The organism is Streptomyces longispororuber (assembly GCF_014656095.1).
Taxonomy (GTDB): Bacteria; Actinomycetota; Actinomycetes; order Streptomycetales; family Streptomycetaceae; genus Streptomyces; species Streptomyces longispororuber.
Genome location: NZ_BNBT01000054.1, coordinates 31730 through 50300, shown reverse-complemented (window position 1 = coordinate 50300; position 18571 = coordinate 31730). Strand labels below are relative to the sequence as shown.

Below are 18571 nucleotides of genomic sequence, written 5' to 3'. Positions count from 1 at the left end.
GAAGTCGTCGAGCATCGGATCCATGAGCGGCGAGTGGAAGGCGTGCGACACCTTCAGACGCCGCACCTTGCGCCCCTCACCGCGCAGGGTCGCTTCCAGGTCGTCCAGGACGGTGCGATCGCCGGACAGCACCACCTGCGCGGGCCCATTGACCGCCGCCACGCCGACCCGGTCCGCGAGACCGTCGAGCAGCGGCAGCACCTCGGCCTCCGTCGCCTGGACCGCGAGCATGCCGCCACCTTCGGGCAGCGCCTGCATCAACCGGCCTCTCGCCGCGACCAGTTGGACCGCGTCCTCCAGGGACCACAACCCGGCCACGTACGCGGCGGCCAACTCGCCGATCGAGTGCCCGCCGACGATCTCGGGCCGGACGCCGAAGGACTCCGCAAGCCGGTACAGCGCCACCTCCATCGCGAACAGCGCGGGCTGCGCGTACGAGGTCTGGGCGAGCAGGTCGGCGTCCGTACCGAACATCACGCTCTGGAGCGAACGTTCTATCAAGCCGTCGAAGTGGTCACACACCTCGTCCAGCGCCTCGGCGAACACGGGGAAGGTCTCGTACAGCTCGCGGCCCATCCCCGGACGCTGGCTGCCCTGGCCGGTGAAGACGACACCCAGGCGGCCCTCGGCCACCGTGCCGGTCACCAGGTCCGGGCGGTCGGTGCCGGAGGCGACGGCGTCGAGGCCCGTCAGGAGGTCCGTACGGTCGCGTCCGAACAGCACCGCCCGGTGCTCCAGCGGCGAGCGGCCGGCCAGCAGGGACCAGCCGACGTCCACGGCGTCCAGGCCCTCGTCGCCCGCGACGTGCTCGCGCAGCCGCTCGGCCTGCGCCCGCAGCGCCTCCGGGCTGCGGCCCGACACCAGCCACGGCACCGCCGTCACCGGAGCGACCGGCTCCGCCACCTCGGCCGCCTCGGCGGGCTCCTCGACCGGCGCCTGCTCCACGATCACATGCGCGTTGGTGCCGCTCACCCCGAACGACGACACACCCGCGCGGCGCGGCGCGCCGTCCTCGCGCTGGGGCCACGGGCGGGCCTCGGTGAGCAGCTCGACGGCTCCGGCGGACCAGTCGACGTGGGTGCTGGGCCGGTCGGTGTGCAGGTTCTCGGGCAGGACGCCGTGGCGCATGGCCATGATCATCTTGATGACGCCCGCGACGCCCGAGGCGGCCTGGGTGTGGCCGATGTTGGACTTGACCGAGCCGAGCAGCAGCGGCCGGTCGGCGGGCCGGTCCTGGCCGTAGGTGGCGAGGAGGGCCTGGGCCTCGATGGGGTCGCCGAGGACCGTGCCGGTGCCGTGGCCCTCGACGGCGTCGATGTCGCTGGTGCCGAGGCGGGCGTTGGCGAGGGCCTGGCGGATGACGCGCTGCTGGGAGGGCCCGTTGGGGGCGGTGAGGCCGTTGCTGGCACCGTCCTGGTTGACGGCCGAGCCCCGGATCACGGCCAGGACCTCGTGGCCGTTGCGGCGGGCGTCCGACAGGCGCTCCAGGGCGAGGACGCCGACGCCCTCGCCCCAGCCGGTGCCGTCGGCGGCGTCGGCGTACGGCTTGCAGCGGCCGTCGCCCGCGAGGCCGCCCTGGCGGCTGAACTCCGCGAACGCGCCCGAGGTGACCATGACGGCGACACCGCCGGCGACCGCGAGGTCGCACTCGCCCTGCCGCAGCGCCTGCGCCGCCAGGTGCAGGGCGACGAGCGACGACGAGCAGGCCGTGTCGACGGTGACCGCCGGGCCCTCCAGGCCGAACACGTACGACACGCGGCCGGAGATGACGCTGGAGACGTCGCCGGTGAGCAGGTAGCCGTCGACGCTGTCCGGCGACGCCATGAGCGCGGGGCCGTAGCCCTGGGCGGTGGCGCCGACGAACACGCCGGTACGGCTTCCGCGCAGCGAGGCCGGCGGTATCCCGGCCCGCTCGAAGGTCTCCCAGGTGGCTTCCAGGAGGAGCCGCTGCTGCGGGTCCATGGCCAGCGCCTCGCGCGGGGAGATGCCGAAGAACGCGGCGTCGAAGTCGCCCGCGTCGTACACGAAGCCGCCGCCGCGCTCCTTGCGGCCCGTGCCGTCCTGTGGGCCGCGGGCCGTGGCGTCCGGCGTGCCCTCGGTGCGTCCGGCGAGCGCGTCGACGTCCCAGCCGCGGTCGGCGGGGAAGGCGGAGAGCGCGTCCGTGCCGTCGGCCACGAGCCGCCACAGGTCCTCGGGGCCGCGGACGTCGCCCGGGTAGCGGCAGCTCATCCCGACGACGGCGACGGGCTCGGGCTCCTCCGCCTCCGCCTCGCGCAGCCGCCGGCGCGTCTCGTGGAGGTCGGCGGTCACCCGCTTGAGGTAGTCGAGGAGCTTTTGCTGGTCCGCCATCGGAAACTCACCTGTTCGCGTAGTCACAGAAAAATCGCGTCGTAACGGGAAGACCGCACCGGTCGGCCGGGGCCGACCGGGCCGGTGACCGGCCCGGTCGGGGGTGTGACCGGCGGGTGTGGCCGGGGGTGCACCCGGCCGGCTCAGATGCCGAGCTCTTTGTCGATGAAGTCGAAGACCTCGTCGGCGGAGGCCGACTCGAGCTGCGAGGACACCGTCTCGCCGGCGGGCGGCACCTCGGCGTCCGCGCCCTTCCACTTCGCCATCAGCGCCTCCAGGCGCATCGTGATGCGCATCCGGGCGCCGTCGTCGGGCGCGATGGCGCCGAGACCCGCCTCCAGGCGGTCCAGCTCGCGCAGCGTGGAGTCGACCCCGTCGGCGTCGTCCTGGATCAGTTGCGCCCGCAGGTACCGGGCCAGGACGGCGGACGTCGGGTGGTCGAACACGAGGGTGGCGGGCAGCCGCAGCCCCGTGGCCTTGTTCAGGCGGTTGCGGACCTCCACGGCCGTCAGCGAGTCGAAGCCGAGCTCGCGGAAGGCCAGGTGGGCGTCCACGGACTCCGCGCCGGTGTAGCCGAGCACGGCGGCCGCGTGGGTGCGCACCAGGTCGAGCAGGATCACCTCGCGCTCGGGCTCGGTGAGCGGGGTGAGGCGGCGGCGCAGCTCGGCCGCCGCGTCGTCGCCCGTCCCGTCGTCGGAGGCGGCGGTCTCCGCGGCCACGGACCGCTCGTAGCGGCGCGCCTCGGGCACGGTGCCGATGAAGGGGCTGGGCCGGGCCGAGGTGAAGGCGGGCGCGAACCGCTCCCAGTCGAGGTCGGCGACGGCGAGGAAGGTCTCGTCGTACGCCACCGCCTGGGCGAGCGCGGCGACCGCGAGGTCCGGTGCCATCGGCCGCAGGCCGCGGCGCCGGAACTGCTCCTCGCCGTCGTCGCCCGCCATGCCGCCCCCGGCCCACAGGCCCCACGCCACGGACGTGGCGGTCAGGCCGCGGGCCCGGCGCTGCTCGGCGAGCGCGTCCAGGTGGGCGTTGGCGGCCGCGTACGCGCCCTGGCTGCCGCTGCCCCACACGCCCGCGTTGGAGGAGAACAGCACGAACGCGTCCAGGGCGGCCGTGCCCAGGAGGTCGTCGAGGTGCCGGGCGCCCGCGACCTTCCCGTCCAGGACGCCCGCGACGTCGGCGGGGGTCGTCTCGGCCAGCGGCAGGCCCTGGCCGACACCGGCCGCGTGGAACACCGAGCGCAGCGTGTGCCCGTCCTCGGCGAGCTGGCCGAGCAGGGCGGCGACGGCGTCGCGGTCGGCCACGTCGCACGCGGCGACGGTCACCTTGGCGCCCAGCTCCTCCAGTTCGGCCTGGAGGGCGGCGGCGCCGGGGGCGTCCGGGCCGCGGCGGCCGGTGAGCACCAGGTGCTCGGCGCCCTCGCGGGCCAGCCAGCGGGCCACGTGCCCGCCGAGCGCGCCGGTGCCGCCGGTGATCAGCGCGGTGCCGCTCGGCGTCCACGTACGCGGGGCACCCGTGTCGAGCGGGGCCCGCACGAACCGGCGTACGAGCACCCCGGCCGCGCGGACCGCGAGCTGGTCCTCGTCCCCGGCGCCCGCGAGGACCGCGGCGAGCCGGTCCGCGGCCCGGCCGTCGGCGGTCCCGGGCAGGTCCACGAGGCCGCCCCACCGGTCCGGGTGCTCCAGGGCGGCGACCCGTCCCAGGCCCCACACCTCGGCCTGGCCGGGCCGGGCGGGGGCGTCGGCGGGCCCGGTGGCGACGGCGCCGCTCGTGACGGCCCACAGCTTCGCCCCGATGCCCGCGTCGCCGAGGGCCTGCACCAGCGCGACGGTGCCGGCGAGCCCGGCGGAGACGCCCGGGTGGTCCGCGAGGTCGGCCTCGTCGAGCGCGAGCAGGCTGAGCACACCGGCGGGCTCCCCGTCCGGCGCGGCGGCGTGCTCCCCGTACTCCCGCAGCCGCGCGGCCAGGCCCTCGCGCGTCGACTCCGCTGCCGTCACGCGTACTTCATCGACCCGCGCGCCCGCTCGCGCCAGGGCGGCCACGACGTCGGCGGCCGACACCGTGCCGGAGACGCCCGCGGCAGCGGCCTCCGCCACGGCCTCGGGAACGACGACCAGCCAGCGGCCGGTGAGCGCGGCCGTCGGGAGGCCGCCCTCAAGGGGCTGCCAGTCCACCCGATAGCGCCAACTGTCCACGGTGGACCGCTCGCGCCGCTGCCGCCGCCACGACGAGAGCACCGGCAGCACGGCGCCCAGGCCGGCGGCGGAGCCGTCCTCCACCTCCAGCTCGGCGGCGAGCCGCTCCAGGTCCTCGCGCTCCACCGCGTCCCAGAACCGCGACTCGACCTCGTCCGAGGCGAGCGGCACGTCGCCGCCCTGCTCCTCCTGCGGGGCGAGCAGCCAGTAGTGCTGGCGCTGGAAGGCGTACGTGGGCAGGTCGACGATGGTACGGGCGCCGGGGAAGAGAGCCTTCCAGTCCAGCTCGGCACCGTGGGCGTGGGCCTCGGCGAGCGAGGCGGCCAGCCGGTCGGCGCCGCCCTCGTCGCGCCGCAGGGAGCCCAGGGTGGCGGCGGGGCTGTCGGTGGCGTCGATGGTGGCCTGCACGGGGACCGTGAGGACGGGGTGCGGGCTCATTTCCACGAACAGGCCGTGGCCTTCGGCGAGCAGGCCGCGGGTGGCGTGTTCGAACAGGACGGTCTGGCGGAGGTTGCGGTACCAGTACCCGGCATCCATAGGCGTATCCGCGTCCAGCCAGGTGCCCGTGAGGGTCGAGTACAGCGGCACCTCAGGCTGCTGCGGCGACACGTCCGCCAGGGCATCGAGAATCCGCGCCTCGATCTGCTCGACGTACGAGGAGTGCGAGGCGTAGTCCACCGGAATCGTGCGGGCACGGACGTCCTGCGCCACACACTGCGCGACCAGCTCTTGCAGGGCCTCCGGCTCACCGGAGACCACCACCTGAGCCGGGCCGTTGACGGCCGCGACCTCGATGCGGCCCTCCCAGCCGGAGACCAGCTCACGCACGTCACTTTCCGGCAGCGGCACGGACACCATGCCGCCCTTGCCCGACAGCTCGCGAATGGCCAGGCTCCGCAGAGCCACCACCCGCGCCGCGTCCTGCAACGACAGCGTGCCCGCGACGCAAGCCGCGGCAATCTCACCCTGACTGTGACCCACCACAGCCGCAGGCCGCACACCCGCCGCCTGCCACACCGCAGCCAACGACACCATCACCGCGAACAACACCGGCTGGACCACATCCACCCGGTCGAAGTCGGCCCCGCCCAGCTCCTCGAACAGGTCCCAGTCCACGAACGCCGACAAGGCCTCCGCACACTCCCGCATACGGGCCGCGAACACCGGCGACTCGTCCAGCAGTCGGACCGCCATTCCAGCCCACTGCGACCCCTGCCCCGGGAACACGAACACCGCACGACCGGCGCCACCCACCGCACGCCCGGTCACCACGCCCGGGGCCGCGGTGTCCCGCGCCAGGTGGTCCAGGGCGGTGAGGAGGCCGTCCCGGTCGCGGCCGAGGGCGACGCCCCGGTGCTCGAAGCGGGAGCGGGTCGCGGCCAGCGACCAGCCGACGTCGGCGAGGGCGAGGCCGGGGTCGGCGAGCAGGCGCTCGCGCAGCCGGGCGGCCTGGTCCCGCAGGGCGCCCTCGCTCTTGGCGGACAGGGCCAGCGGCAGCACACCCGCCACGACCGGCGCGGGCGCCTCGGTGTCGGCCTCGGGGGCCGAGTCCCCGGCGGGCGGGGCCTGCTCCAGGATGACGTGGGCGTTGGTGCCGCTCATGCCGAAGGAGGAGACGCCCGCGCGGCGGGGTGCGCCGGGCTCGCGCTCGGGCCAGTCGCGGGGCTCGGTCAGCAGCTCGACGGCGCCCTCGGTCCAGTCGACCTCGGGGGTCGGCTCGTCGATGTGCAGCGTCTGCGGCAGGACGCCGTGCCGCATGGCGAGGACCATCTTCATCACGCCCGCGACACCGGAGGCGGCCTGGCTGTGGCCGATGTTGGACTTGATGGAGCCCAGCCACAGGGGCTCGCCGGACTCGGGCCGCTCCTGGCCGTACGTGGCCAGCAGCGCCTGGGCCTCGATCGGGTCGCCCAGCGTCGTGCCGGTGCCGTGGGCCTCGACCGCGTCCACGTCGGCGGGCGTGAGGCGGGCGTTGGCGAGGGCGGCGCGGATGACGCGCTGCTGGGAGGGGCCGTTGGGGGCGGTGAGGCCGTTGCTGGCGCCGTCCTGGTTGACGGCCGAGCCGCGGACCACGGCGAGGACCTGGTGGCCGTTGCGGCGGGCGTCGGAGAGGCGCTCCAGGAGCACCATGCCGACGCCTTCGGCCATGCCCATGCCGTCGGCGGAGGCGGCGAACGCCTTGCAGCGGCCGTCGGCGGCGAGGCCGCGCTGCTGGCTGAAGGCGATCAGGGCGCCCGGTGACGACATCACGGCGACGCCGCCCGCGAGGGCCAGCGAGCACTCGCCCTGGCGCAGCGCCTGCGCGGCCAGGTGCATCGCGACGAGCGACGACGAGCAGGCCGTGTCGACGGTGACCGCCGGGCCTTCGAGGCCGAAGGTGTAGGCGATGCGGCCGGAGACGACGCTGGGCGCGCTGCCGGTGAGGATGTGCCCCTCGGCGCCCGCGGAGAGCTGGCCGGGGGCGGTGCCGTAGTCCTGGTAGTTGGTGCCGACGAACACTCCGGCGGCCTCGCCGCGGACGGCCTTGGGGTCGATCCCGGCGCGTTCGAAGGCCTCCCAGGAGGTTTCGAGCAGGAGCCGCTGCTGCGGGTCCATGGCCACGGCCTCGCGCGGCGAGATGCCGAAGAAGGCCGGGTCGAAGGCGCCCGCGTCGTGCAGGAAGCCGCCGCCGCGGGTCGTGGTGGTGCCGGGGGTCTCCGGGTCCGGGTCGTACAGGTGGGCGGTGTCCCAGCCGCGGCCGGCCGGGTAGCCGCCGACGACGTCGGCGCGGTCCTGGAGGACCTGCCACATCTGCTCGGGGCTGCTGATGCCGCCCGGGTAGCGGCAGCTCATGGCGACGATCGCGATGGGCTCGTCGGTGGCGGCCGCGACCGGCGCGGCCGGGGCGGGCGCCGCCGCCGTGCCGGCGCCGAGGACCTGGGCGCGCAGGTAGGCGGCCAGGGCGGTGCCGTTGGGGTGGTCGAAGACGACCGTGGTGGGCAGCTTCAGACCGGTGGCGGCGCCGAGGCGGTTGCGCAGGTCGACGGCGGTGAGCGAGTCGAAGCCGAACTCGCGGAAGGCGCGCTCGGGGTCGAGGGCCGCCGCGGACTCGTAGCCGAGGACGGCGGCGGCGTGGGTGAGCACGAGGTCGACCAGGGCGCGGTCCTGTTCGGGCGCGGTGAGGCCGGTCAGGCGCTCGCGCAGCGCCGACGCCTTGGTGGCGGTCTCCCCGGCGGCCGCGTCGCCGTCCGTGCCTTCCTGGGCGGCGAGGACGCGCTGGGCGTCGGGCAGGTCCGCGAGGAGCGGGCGGGCGCGCCGGGAGGTGAACACGGGCACGAACTGGTCCCAGTCCACGTCGGCGAGCGCCAGGAACGTCTCGTCGGCGTCGAGGGCCTGGCGCATGCCCGTGAAGGCGAGGCCCGGGTCGAGGAACGGCAGGCCCTGGCGGCGCAGTTGCTCGGGGTCGACGTCGACGGGCGCGCTGCCGCTCTCGTGGGGGTTGACGACGTTCCACACGCCCCAGGCGAGGGAGGTGGCGGTCAGGCCGCGGGCGCGGCGGTGTTCGGCGAGGGCGTCGAGGTAGGCGTTGGCAGCGGCGTACGCGGCGTGGTCACCGCTGCCCCAGACGCCCGCGATGGAGGAGAAGAGGACGAACGCGTCGAGCTGTTCGGCCCGTTCGCCGTCCAGGAGCTGGTCCAGGACGGCCGCGCCCGCGACCTTGGCCGCGACGATGTCGGCGAACGCGCCGAGCGTGGTGGTGGCGATGGGCGCCAGCTCGATGAGCGCGGCGGCGTGGACGACGGCGCGCAGGGTGTGCCCGTCGGCGGCGAGCCGGTCGAGGAGCGCGGCGACGGCGTCGCGGTCGGCGACGTCGCAGGCGGCGATCGTCACCTGGACGCCCATGCCCTCCAGTTCGGCGCGCAGCTCGTCGGCTCCGGGCGCGGCGGGGCCGCGGCGGCTGGTGAGCACCAGGTGCTCGGCGCCCTCGCTCGCCAGGCGGCGGGCGATGTGCGGGCCGAGGGCTCCGGTGCCGCCGGTCACCAGGACGGTGCCGCGCGGCGTCCACGCGCCCCCGGCTCCCCCGGTGTCCTTCGCGGAGGCGGGCTCGGCCCGGACGAGGCGGCGTACGAGGACCGCGGAGCCGCGCACGGCGAGCTGGTCCTCGTCGCCGGCGCCCGCGAGGATGCCCGCGAGGCGGGCGCCCGTACGGCTGTCGGCGGTCGCGGGCAGGTCGATCAGGCCGCCCCAGCGGTCGGGGTGCTCCAGGGCCACGACACGGCCGAGGCCCCAGGTCTGTGCCTGGGCGGGGCTGGTGACGCGGTCGTCGCGCCCGGTGGAGACGGCTCCGCTGGAGAGCGCCCACAGGCGCGCGTCGACGCCGGTGTCGCCGAGGGCCTGCACCAGCGCGACGGTGCCGGCGAGCCCGGCGGGCAGGACGGGGTGCTCCGGGTGGGGCCGTTCGGCGAGGGCGAGCAGGGAGACGACACCGGCGAGGTCGCCCGGCCCGTGCGCGCGCAGCCGCCCGGCCAGCCCCTCCCGGCTCAACTCGGCCTCGTCGACGCGCAGTTCGACGGCTTCCGCCCCGGCGGACGTCAGCGCCCGCGTGAGGCCGGACGTCCACGGGTGCTCCGCGGCCTCCTCGGGGACGACGACCAGCCACCGGCCGGTGAGGACCGGCCCGGGCAGGCCGCCCTTGAGGGGCTTCCAGGTGACGCGGTAGCGCCAGCCGTCGACGGTGGACCGCTCGCGCCGCTGCCGCCGCCAGGACGACAGGACGGGCAGGACGGCCCCCAGCTCGGCGGCGGGTCCTTCGGCCACGTCGAGTTCGGCGGCGAGCTGCTCCAGGTCCTCGCGCTCCACGGCCTCCCAGAAGCGGGCCTCGACCTCGTCCACGGCGGCGGGCTCGGCGCCGGGCTCGTCCTCCGGCGGGAGCAGCCAGTAGTGCTGGTGCTGGAAGGCGTACGTGGGCAGGTCGACGGTGGTGGCACCGGGGAACAGGGCCGTCCAGTCCGGCTCGGCGCCGTGGACGTGGGCCTCGGCGAGCGAGGCGAGCAGCCGCTCGGCGCCGCCCTCGTCCCGCCGCAGCGACCCGAGGGCGGTCGTCGCCCCCTCGCGCCCGGCGGCCTCGATGGTGGCCTGGACGGGGACGGTGAGCACCGGGTGCGGGCTCATCTCCAGGAACAGGTCGTGCCCCTCGGCGAGGAGCCCTCGGGTCGCGTGCTCGAACAGCACCGTCCGGCGCAGGTTGCGGTACCAGTATCCGGCGTCCATCGGAGCGTCCAGCCAGGTGCCCGTGAGGGTCGAGTACAGCGGTACGTCGGCGGCGCGCGGGGTCACGGGGGCCAGGGCCTCCGCGAGGTGGGACTCGATCGCCTCCACCTGGGCGGAGTGCGAGGCGTAGTCGACGGGGACGGTGCGGGCGCGGACGTCACGGGCGACGCACCGGGCCACCAGCTCCTCCAGCGCGCCCGGCTCGCCGGAGACGACCACCTGGGCGGGGCCGTTGACGGCCGCGACCGAGACCCGCTCGCCCCACGCGGTGATCAGCTCGCGCACCTCGGCCTCGGGCAGCGGCACCGACACCATGCCGCCCTTGCCGGACAGTTCCCGGATGGCCAGGCTGCGCAGGGCCACGACCCGGGCCGCGTCCCGCAACGACAGGGCACCGGCCACGCACGCGGCGGCGATCTCCCCCTGGCTGTGCCCGACGACGGCCGCGGGCTGCACACCCGCCGCCTGCCACACGGCGGCCAGCGACACCATCACCGCGAACAGCACCGGCTGCACCACGTCGACCCGGTCGAAGTGGGCCCCGTGCAGCTCCTCGAACAGGTCCCAGTCGACGAACTCCGACAGCGCGTCCGCGCAGTCCCGCATCCGGGCGGCGAACACCGGCGAGGCGTCGAGCAGATCGACCGCCATCCCGGCCCACTGCGACCCCTGCCCCGGGAACACGAACACCGGGCGCGCCGGGTCCCCCTGGGCGCGGCCCACGACCACGCCCTGGGTGGTCGCGTCGTCCTGCACGAGCCGCTGGAGTCCGGCGAGGAGTTCGTCGCGGTCCCGGCCGAGGACGACACCCCGGTGCTCGAACCGCGACCGCGCCACCGCGAGGGACCAGCCGACGTCGCCGAGCCCGAGCCCGGTGTGCGCCAGCAGGTGCTCCCGCAGGCGGCCCGCCTGGGCCCGCAGCGCCTCGGGCGTCTTCGCCGACAGGGCGAGCGGGACCACGCCGGAGACCACCGGCGGCTCGGGGGCCGCGGCGGGGGCGGGCCGCTCGGCCTCCCGCGCCTCCTCGATGATCACGTGGGCGTTGGTGCCGCTGACGCCGAACGACGACACACCGGCGCGGCGCGGCGTCGCCCCGTCCCGCTCGGGCCACGTACGGGCCTCGGCGAGGAGCTCGACGGTCCCGGCCGACCAGTCCACCTCGGGGGTGGGCGCGTCCAGGTTCAGGGTCTGCGGCAGCAGGCCGTGGCGCATGGCCATGACCATCTTGATGACTCCGGCGACACCGGCGGCGGCCTGGGTGTGCCCGATGTTGGACTTCACCGAGCCGAGCAGCAGTGGCCGGTCGGCCGGGCGCTGCTTGCCGTACGTGGCGATGAGGGCCTGTGCCTCGATGGGGTCGCCGAGCGGCGTGCCGGTGCCGTGGGCCTCGACCGCGTCGACGTCGGCGGGCGTCAGGCGGGCGTTGGCGAGGGCCTGGGTGATGACGCGCTGCTGGGAGGGGCCGTTGGGGGCGGTGAGGCCGTTGCTGGCACCGTCCTGGTTGACGGCCGAGCCGCGCACGACGGCGAGGACGGGGTGGCCGTTGCGGCGGGCGTCGGACAGGCGCTCCAGGACGAGCATGCCGACGCCCTCGCCCCAGCTCGTGCCGTCGGCGGCGGCCGCGAACGGCTTGCAGCGGCCGTCGGGGGCCAGGCCGCGCTGGCGGCTGAACTCCAGGAACGTCCCCGCGGTGGGCATGACCGTCACGCCGCCCGCGAGGGCCATGGTGCACTCGCCCTGTCGCAGCGCCTGCGCGGCCAGGTGCAGCGCGACCAGCGACGACGAGCAGGCCGTGTCGACGGTGACGGCCGGGCCTTCGAGGCCGAAGGAGTACGAGATGCGGCCGGAGGCGATGGCGCCCGAGCTGCCGGTGCCGAGGTAGCCGCCGAGGTCCTCGGGGACGCTGCCGAGCTGGGAGCCGTACTCGTGGTAGATGAGGCCGGCGAAGACGCCCGTGGCGCTGCCGTGCAGCGTGGCCGGGTCGATCCCGGCGCGCTCGAACGCCTCCCAGGAGGTTTCGAGGAGGAGCCGCTGCTGCGGGTCCATGGCGAGGGCCTCGCGCGGCGAGATGCCGAAGAACGCCGCGTCGAAGTCGCCCGCGTCGTGCAGGAAGCCGCCCTCGCGGGCGTAGCTGGTGCCGACGCGGTCGGGGTCGGGGTCGTAGAGGGACGCGGTGTCCCAGCCGCGGCCCTCCGGGAACTCGGTGATGGCCTCCTCGCCGTCGGTGAGGAGGCGCCACAGGTCCTCGGGGCCGGCGACGCCGCCGGGGAAGCGGCAGCTCATCGAGACGATGGCGATGGGCTCGTCCTGGGTGGCGACGGCGGCCGCCGTCCCGGGCGCCGTGGCCTCCGGCGCGTCGCCGAGGAGTTCGCCGCCCAGGTACCGGGCGAGGGCCTTGGGCGTGGGGTAGTCGAAGACGAGGCCCGCGGGCAGCCGCAGGGCGGTGGCGGCGTTGAGGCGGTTGCGCAGTTCGACGGAGGTGAGCGAGTCGAAGCCCAGCTCCTTGAACGCCTTGGTGGGCGTGACGTCCTCCCCCGAGGCGTAGCCGAGGACGGCGGCCACCTGGGCGCGGACGAGGTCGACCAGGGCGCGTTCGCGGTTCTCCGGCGGCAGCGCCGCGAGCTGGTCGGCGAGCGTGGTCCCGGCCGCCGCGGGCCCGGACTCGACGACGCGCCGGGTACGGGTCCCGCCGCGGACGAGGCCGCGGAACAGCGGCGGCACCTCGGCGCCGAACCGCCGGCGCAGGGCGTCGGTGTCGAGCTTCACCGGCACCAGGGCCGCGTCGGGCCGGGCGAGGGAGGCGTCGAGGAGGGCGAGGCCTTCCTCGGCGGTGAGCGCGGCGACACCGGCGCGGGCCATCCGCTCCAGGTCGTCGTCGGCGAGGGCGCCGGCCATGCCGCCCTGGTCGGCCCACAGCCCCCACGCCAGCGAGGTCGCGGCCAGGCCCTGGGCGCGCCGGTGCTGGGCCAGGGCGTCCAAGAAGGCATTCGCCGCCGCGTAATTGGCCTGCCCCGCGCTGCCCAGCACACCGGCGGCCGAGGAGAACAGCACGAACGCCGACAGGTCCAGGTCCGCGGTCAGCTCGTGCAGATGGACCGCCGCGTCGACCTTCGGCCGCAGCACCGTGTCCAGCCGTTCGGGGGTGAGGGAGGTGATGACGCCGTCATCGACGACACCCGCGACATGCACCACGGCACGCAGGTCGGTCCGTACGCCGTCGATCAGCGCGGCCACGGCTTCACGGTCGGAGACGTCGCACGCGGCGATCGTCACCCGGGCGCCCAGCTCCTCCAGTTCGGCGCGCACCTGCTCCGCGCCCGGTGTCCGCTCGCCCCGGCGCGAGACCAGCAGCAGGTCCCGTACGCCGTGCTCACCGGCCAGGTGCCGGGCCACCACCCGCCCCAGGCCGCCCAGGGCACCCGTGACCAGAACCGTGCCCTGGCCGTCGAAGCGCGGCGGCAGCGTCAGCACCACCTTGCCCACGTGCCGGGCCTGGCTCAGGTAGCGGAACGCCTCCGGGGCCCGGCGCACGTCCCAGGCCTTGACCGGCAGCGGCTCAAGCACCCCCCGCTCGAACAGCGAGAGCACCTCCGCCAGCATGTCCTTGATCCGGTCGGGTGACATCTCGGCGAGGTCGAAGCTTTGGTAGGCCACGCCGGGGTGGGCGTCGGCCACGGTCGCGGGGTCGCGGAGGTCGGTCTTGCCCATCTCCACGAAGCGTCCGCCGCGCGGCAGCAGCCGCAGCGACGCGTCCACGAACTCCCGCGCCAGGCTGTTCAGGACCACGTCCACGCCCCGGCCGTCGCTGGCCGCGAGCACGGACGCTTCGAAGTCGAGGGTGCGCGAGGAGGCGATGCGGGTGTCGTCGAGGCCGAGGTCGCGGAGCACGTCCCACTTCCCGGCGCTGGCGGTGCCGTACACCTCGGCTCCGAAGTGCCGGGCGAGCTGCACCGCGGCCATGCCCACACCACCGGCGGCCGCGTGCACCAGCACCGACTCGCCCGCCTGGAGGTCCGCCAGGTCCCGCAGCGCGTAGTACGCCGTCAGGAACACCGTCGGCACCGACGCCGCTTGCGCGAACGACCACCCCTCCGGGATGCGCGCGACCATGCGGGCGTCGGCGACCGCCAGCGGGCCGAAGCCGCCGTCGACGAGGCCGAGGACGCGGTCGCCGACGGCCAGGTCCGTCACGTCGGCGCCGATCTCGACGACGACACCGGCGCCCTCGGTGCCCATGACCGCGTCCCCCGGGTACATGCCCAGGGCGATGAGCGCGTCGCGGAAGTTGACGCCCGCGGCCCGGATCTCGACGCGGACCTCGCCCGCGCCGAGCGGCCTGCCCGCCCACTCCGGGGCGTCCTCGGCGACCGGCAGCAGGGCCAGGTTCTCCAGCGTGCCGCGGTCGGTGACGCCGAGCTGCCAGACGTCGTCGGCCGGGACGTCGAGGGCGCCGCCGCCGGCCCGGGCCAGGCGCGGCACCCACACCACGTCGCCGCGCACGGCCACCTGCGGCTCGTCGAGGCCCAGTACGCCCGGCAGCAGCGCGAGCGCGGCGTCCGTGCCGTCGACGTCGGCGAGGACGATGCGCCCCGGGTTCTCGGACTGCGCCGAGCGGATCAGGCCCCACACCGGGGCGTCGACCAGACCGGAGGCCGAGACCACGTCACCAGAGCCCACGCCCACGGCACCCCGCGTCACCACCACCAGCCGGGCGTCCTCGCCGCCCTCGTACGACAGCCACTCCCCCACCGTCGCGAGGGCGTGGTGCAGCGAGGCACGCACGGCCGCGGCGGTGTCGTCACCCTCACCACCGGTTCCGGTGACGAACACGGCTTCGGGGGCGGGAGCGCCGTCGCCGACCGCTGCGGCGAGCGCCGCCACGTCCGCGTACGCCGCCACCTCCGCACCGGCACCCTCCAGCGCGGCCCCCACCCCGAGCGCGTCCGCGCCCAGGACGGCGTGGACGCCACCGGTCGCCGGGGCAGGGGCGGGCACCACGGTCCAGTCCACGCGGAACAGCGCGTCGTCGTGAGCGTCGGACGCGGCCACCAGCTCGTCGGTGGCGAGGGCACGCAGCAACAGCTCGTCCACGGCGGCGACGGGCCGGCCCGTCTCGTCCGCGGCGGTCAGCGTCACGGCTCCGGACGCGGTCGGCGCGATGCGGACGCGCAGGGCGGCGGCACCGGTCGCGTACAGCGTCACCCCGGTCCAGGAGAACGGCAGCCGGGCCCCGGTGCCTTCGGCGCTGTCGGTTCCCAGCGTGGTCAGGGCGATGCCGTGGAGGCTCGCGTCGAGGAGCGCCGGGTGCAGGCCGTAGGCACCGGCCTCGTCGCGTTCGCCCGCCGCCAGCGCGACCTCGGCGAAGACCTCGTCGCCGCGCCGCCAGGCCGCTCGTACGCCCTGGAAGGCCGGGCCGTAGCCGAGGCCCGCGGCGGCGAAGCCCGCGTACAGCCCGGCCGTGTCCACGGCGGTGGCGCCGGCCGGGGGCCACTGGGCCAGGCCGGTGTCGGCGGGGCGCGCGGCGGCGGCCGGGTCGGCGACGGCGAGGACGCCCGCCGCGTGCCGGGTCCACGGCTCGTCGGGCAGGTCGTTGTGGCGCCGCGAGTGCAGCGTGAAGGTGCGGCGCCCGGACTCGTCGGGCTCCTCCACCCAGAGCTGGAGCTGGACGGCGCCGTCGTCGGGCAGCACCAGCGGCGCCTCCAGGACGAGTTCGTCGAGCAGGTCGCAGCCGACCTCGTCACCGGCCCGCACGGCCAGCTCGACGAAGGCCGTGCCGGGCAGCAGCGCCCGGCCCGCGACCACGTGGTCGGCCAGCCAGGGCTGCGCGTCGAGCGACAGCAGCCCCGTGAACAGGCGTGCCTCGCCCCCGGCGACCTGCACGGCCGCGCCGAGCAGCGGGTGGTCGGCGGCGGCGAGCCCGGCGGAGGTCACGTCGCCGGTGAGGGCCGGGGCGTGCAGCCAGTAGCTCTGCCGCTGGAAGGCGTACGTCGGCAGCCCCACGCGGCGGCGGGACGCGACAGGCGCGTACAGCGGCGCCCAGTCGACGGTCACGCCGCGCACGTGGAGGTGCGCGAGGGCGGTCAGGAACGTGTCGGGCTCGGGCCGGTCCTTGCGGACGGCCGCGACGAGCCCGGCCTGACTCTCGGGCTCGGTGAGCGCCTCGTGCGCCATGGCGGTCAGCACGGAGTCGGGGCCGAGTTCGAGGAGCGTGGAGACGCCGAAGCCGGTGAGGGCGCCGAGGCCGTCGTGGAAGCGCACCGCCTCACGGATGTGGCGGACCCAGTACTCGGGGTCCTTCAGCTCGTCCGCGGGGGCGAGGGCGCCCGTGAGGTGGGAGACGACCGGCAGCTTCGGGTCCTGGTACGTCAGACCCCGCGCGACCTGGCGGAAGTCGTCGAGCATCGGATCCATGAGCGGCGAGTGGAAGGCGTGCGACACCTTCAGACGCCGCACCTTGCGCCCCTGGCCGCGCAGAGTGGCCTCGATGGTTTCGAGAGCTGCTGCGTCACCGGAGAGGACGATCTGCTCCGGGCCGTTGACCGCGGCCACGCCGACGCGGTCCGCCAGCCCGTCCAGCAGCGGCAGCACCTCGGCCTCCGTCGCCTGGACCGCGAGCATGCCGCCCCCTTCGGGCAGCGCCTGCATCAACCGCCCCCGTGCGGCCACCAGTTGGACGGCGTCCTCCAGGGACCACAACCCGGCCACGTACGCGGCGGCCAACTCGCCGATCGAGTGCCCGCCGACGATCTCGGGCCGGACGCCGAAGGACTCCGCAAGCCGGAACAGCGCCACCTCCATCGCGAACAGCGCGGGCTGCGCGTACGAGGTCTGGGCGAGCAGCTCGGCGTCCGTACCGAACATCACGCTCTGGAGCGAACGTTCTATCAAGCCGTCGAAGTGGTCACACACCTCGTCCAGCGCCTCGGCGAACACGGGGAACGCCTCGTACAGCTCGCGCCCCATCCCCGGACGCTGGCTGCCCTGGCCGGTGAAGACGACACCCAGGCGGCCCTCGGCGACGGCGCCGGAGACGGGGCCCGGTCCGTCCTCGGCGAGCGCCCGCAGGCCGGTGAGGAAGTCCTCGCGGTGGCGGCCGAGGACGACGGCCCGGTGCTCGTGCACGGCGCGGCTCGAAAGGAGCGACCAGCCGACGTCCACGGCGTCCAGGCCCTCGTCGCCCGCGACGTGCTCACGCAACCGCTCGGCCTGCGCCCGCAGCGCCTCCGGGCTGCGCGCCGACACCAGCCACGGCACCGCCGTCACCGGAGCGACCGGCTCCACCACCTCGGCCGCCTCGGCGGGCTCCTCGACCGGCGCCTGCTCCACGATCACATGCGCGTTGGTGCCGCTCACCCCGAACGACGACACACCCGCACGGCGCGGCACGCCGTCCTCGCGCTCGTCCCACGGACGCGCGTCGGTGAGCAGCTCGACCGCCCCGGCGGACCAGTCCACGTGCGTGCTCGGCCGGTCCACGTGCAGTGTCCGCGGCAGGACGCCCTCGCGCATGGCCATGACCATCTTCATGACGCCCGCGACACCGGCGGCGGCCTGGGTGTGGCCGATGTTGGACTTGATGGAGCCCAGCCACAGGGGCCGGTCCTCGGGGCGTTCCTGCCCGTACGTGGCGAGGAGGGCCTGGGCCTCGATCGGGTCGCCCAGGGTGGTGCCGGTGCCGTGGCCCTCGACGGCGTCGATCTGCTCGGGGGCGAGGCGGGCGTTGGCGAGGGCCTGGAGGATGACGCGCTGCTGTGAGGGCCCGTTGGGGGCGGTGAGGCCATTGCTGGCGCCGTCCTGGTTGACGGCGGAGCCGCGTACGACCGCGAGGACTTCGTGCCCGTTGCGGCGGGCGTCCGACAGGCGCTCCAGGAGCAGCAGGCCGACGCCCTCGCCCCAGCCGGTGCCGTCGGCGGCGTCCGCGTACGGCTTGCAGCGGCCGTCGAGGGCGAGGCCGCGCTGCTTGCTGAAGTCGACGAAGGTGCCCGGCGTGAACATCACCGTCACACCGCCCGCGAGCGCCAGGCTGCACTCGCCCTGGCGCAGCGCCTGCACGGCGAGGTGCAGGGCGACCAGCGACGAGGAGCACGCCGTGTCGATGGTGACGGCGGGCCCCTCCAGGCCGAAGGTGTAGGCGACGCGGCCGGAGACGATGCTGCTGGACGCCCCGGTGCCGAGGTACCCCTCGACGTCCTCGGGCACCGAGTGCAGGCGGGAGGCGTAGTCGTGGTACATGACGCCCGCGAAGACGCCGGTGCGGCTGCCGCGCAGCGACGCCGGGTCGATGCCCGCGCGCTCGAACACCTCCCAGGACGTCTCCAGGAGCAGCCGCTGCTGCGGGTCGGTGGCCAGCGCCTCGCGCGGGGAGATCCCGAAGAACGCGGCGTCGAACTGGTCGGCGTCGTGCAGGAAGCCGCCCTCACGGGCGTAGCTGGTGCCGGAGCTGTCGGGGTCCGGGTCGTAGAGCGCGTCGGCGTCCCAGCCGCGGTTGGCGGGGAACGGCGTCAGGGCGTCGGTGCCCTGGGCGACGAGCTGCCACAGCTCCTCCGGGGTGCGGACGCCGCCGGGGTAGCGGCAGCTCATCGACACGATCGCGATGGGCTCCTGGTCCCGCTCCTCCACCTCGCGCAGACGGCGGCGGGCCTGGCGCAAGTCGGATGTCGTCCGCTTGAGGTAGTCCCGAAGCTTCTCCTCGTTCGACATCTTTCGTCCGCTCCTCGTGGTGTTGGTGAAGGCCGCGCTGGTCGCGGTGGTCGTGCGGTTCACTTCGGGTACGTCGGGTC

General features: G+C 75.5%; 2 protein-coding genes. Both read right to left on the bottom strand.

Features of this window, described 5'->3' with window-relative positions:
- A partial coding sequence (locus tag IE330_RS18595) for a type I polyketide synthase (RefSeq protein WP_190137167.1) occupies positions 1-2349 on the bottom strand: 2349 nt, incomplete at its 3' end.
- A gap of 143 nt (positions 2350-2492) precedes the next feature.
- Positions 2493-18491 carry a type I polyketide synthase gene (locus tag IE330_RS39030; protein WP_229925755.1) on the bottom strand — a complete coding sequence of 5333 codons (15999 nt, stop codon included), beginning with the start codon at positions 18489-18491 and terminating at the stop codon, positions 2493-2495.
- Between the last annotated feature and the right edge of the window lie 80 nt (positions 18492-18571).

What these genes read in the sequence shown, in the direction of transcription:
- IE330_RS39030 (WP_229925755.1), bottom strand. Translation starts at nt 18,491, where the DNA reads ATGTCGAACGAGGAGAAGCTTCGGGACTACCTCAAGCGGACGACATCC.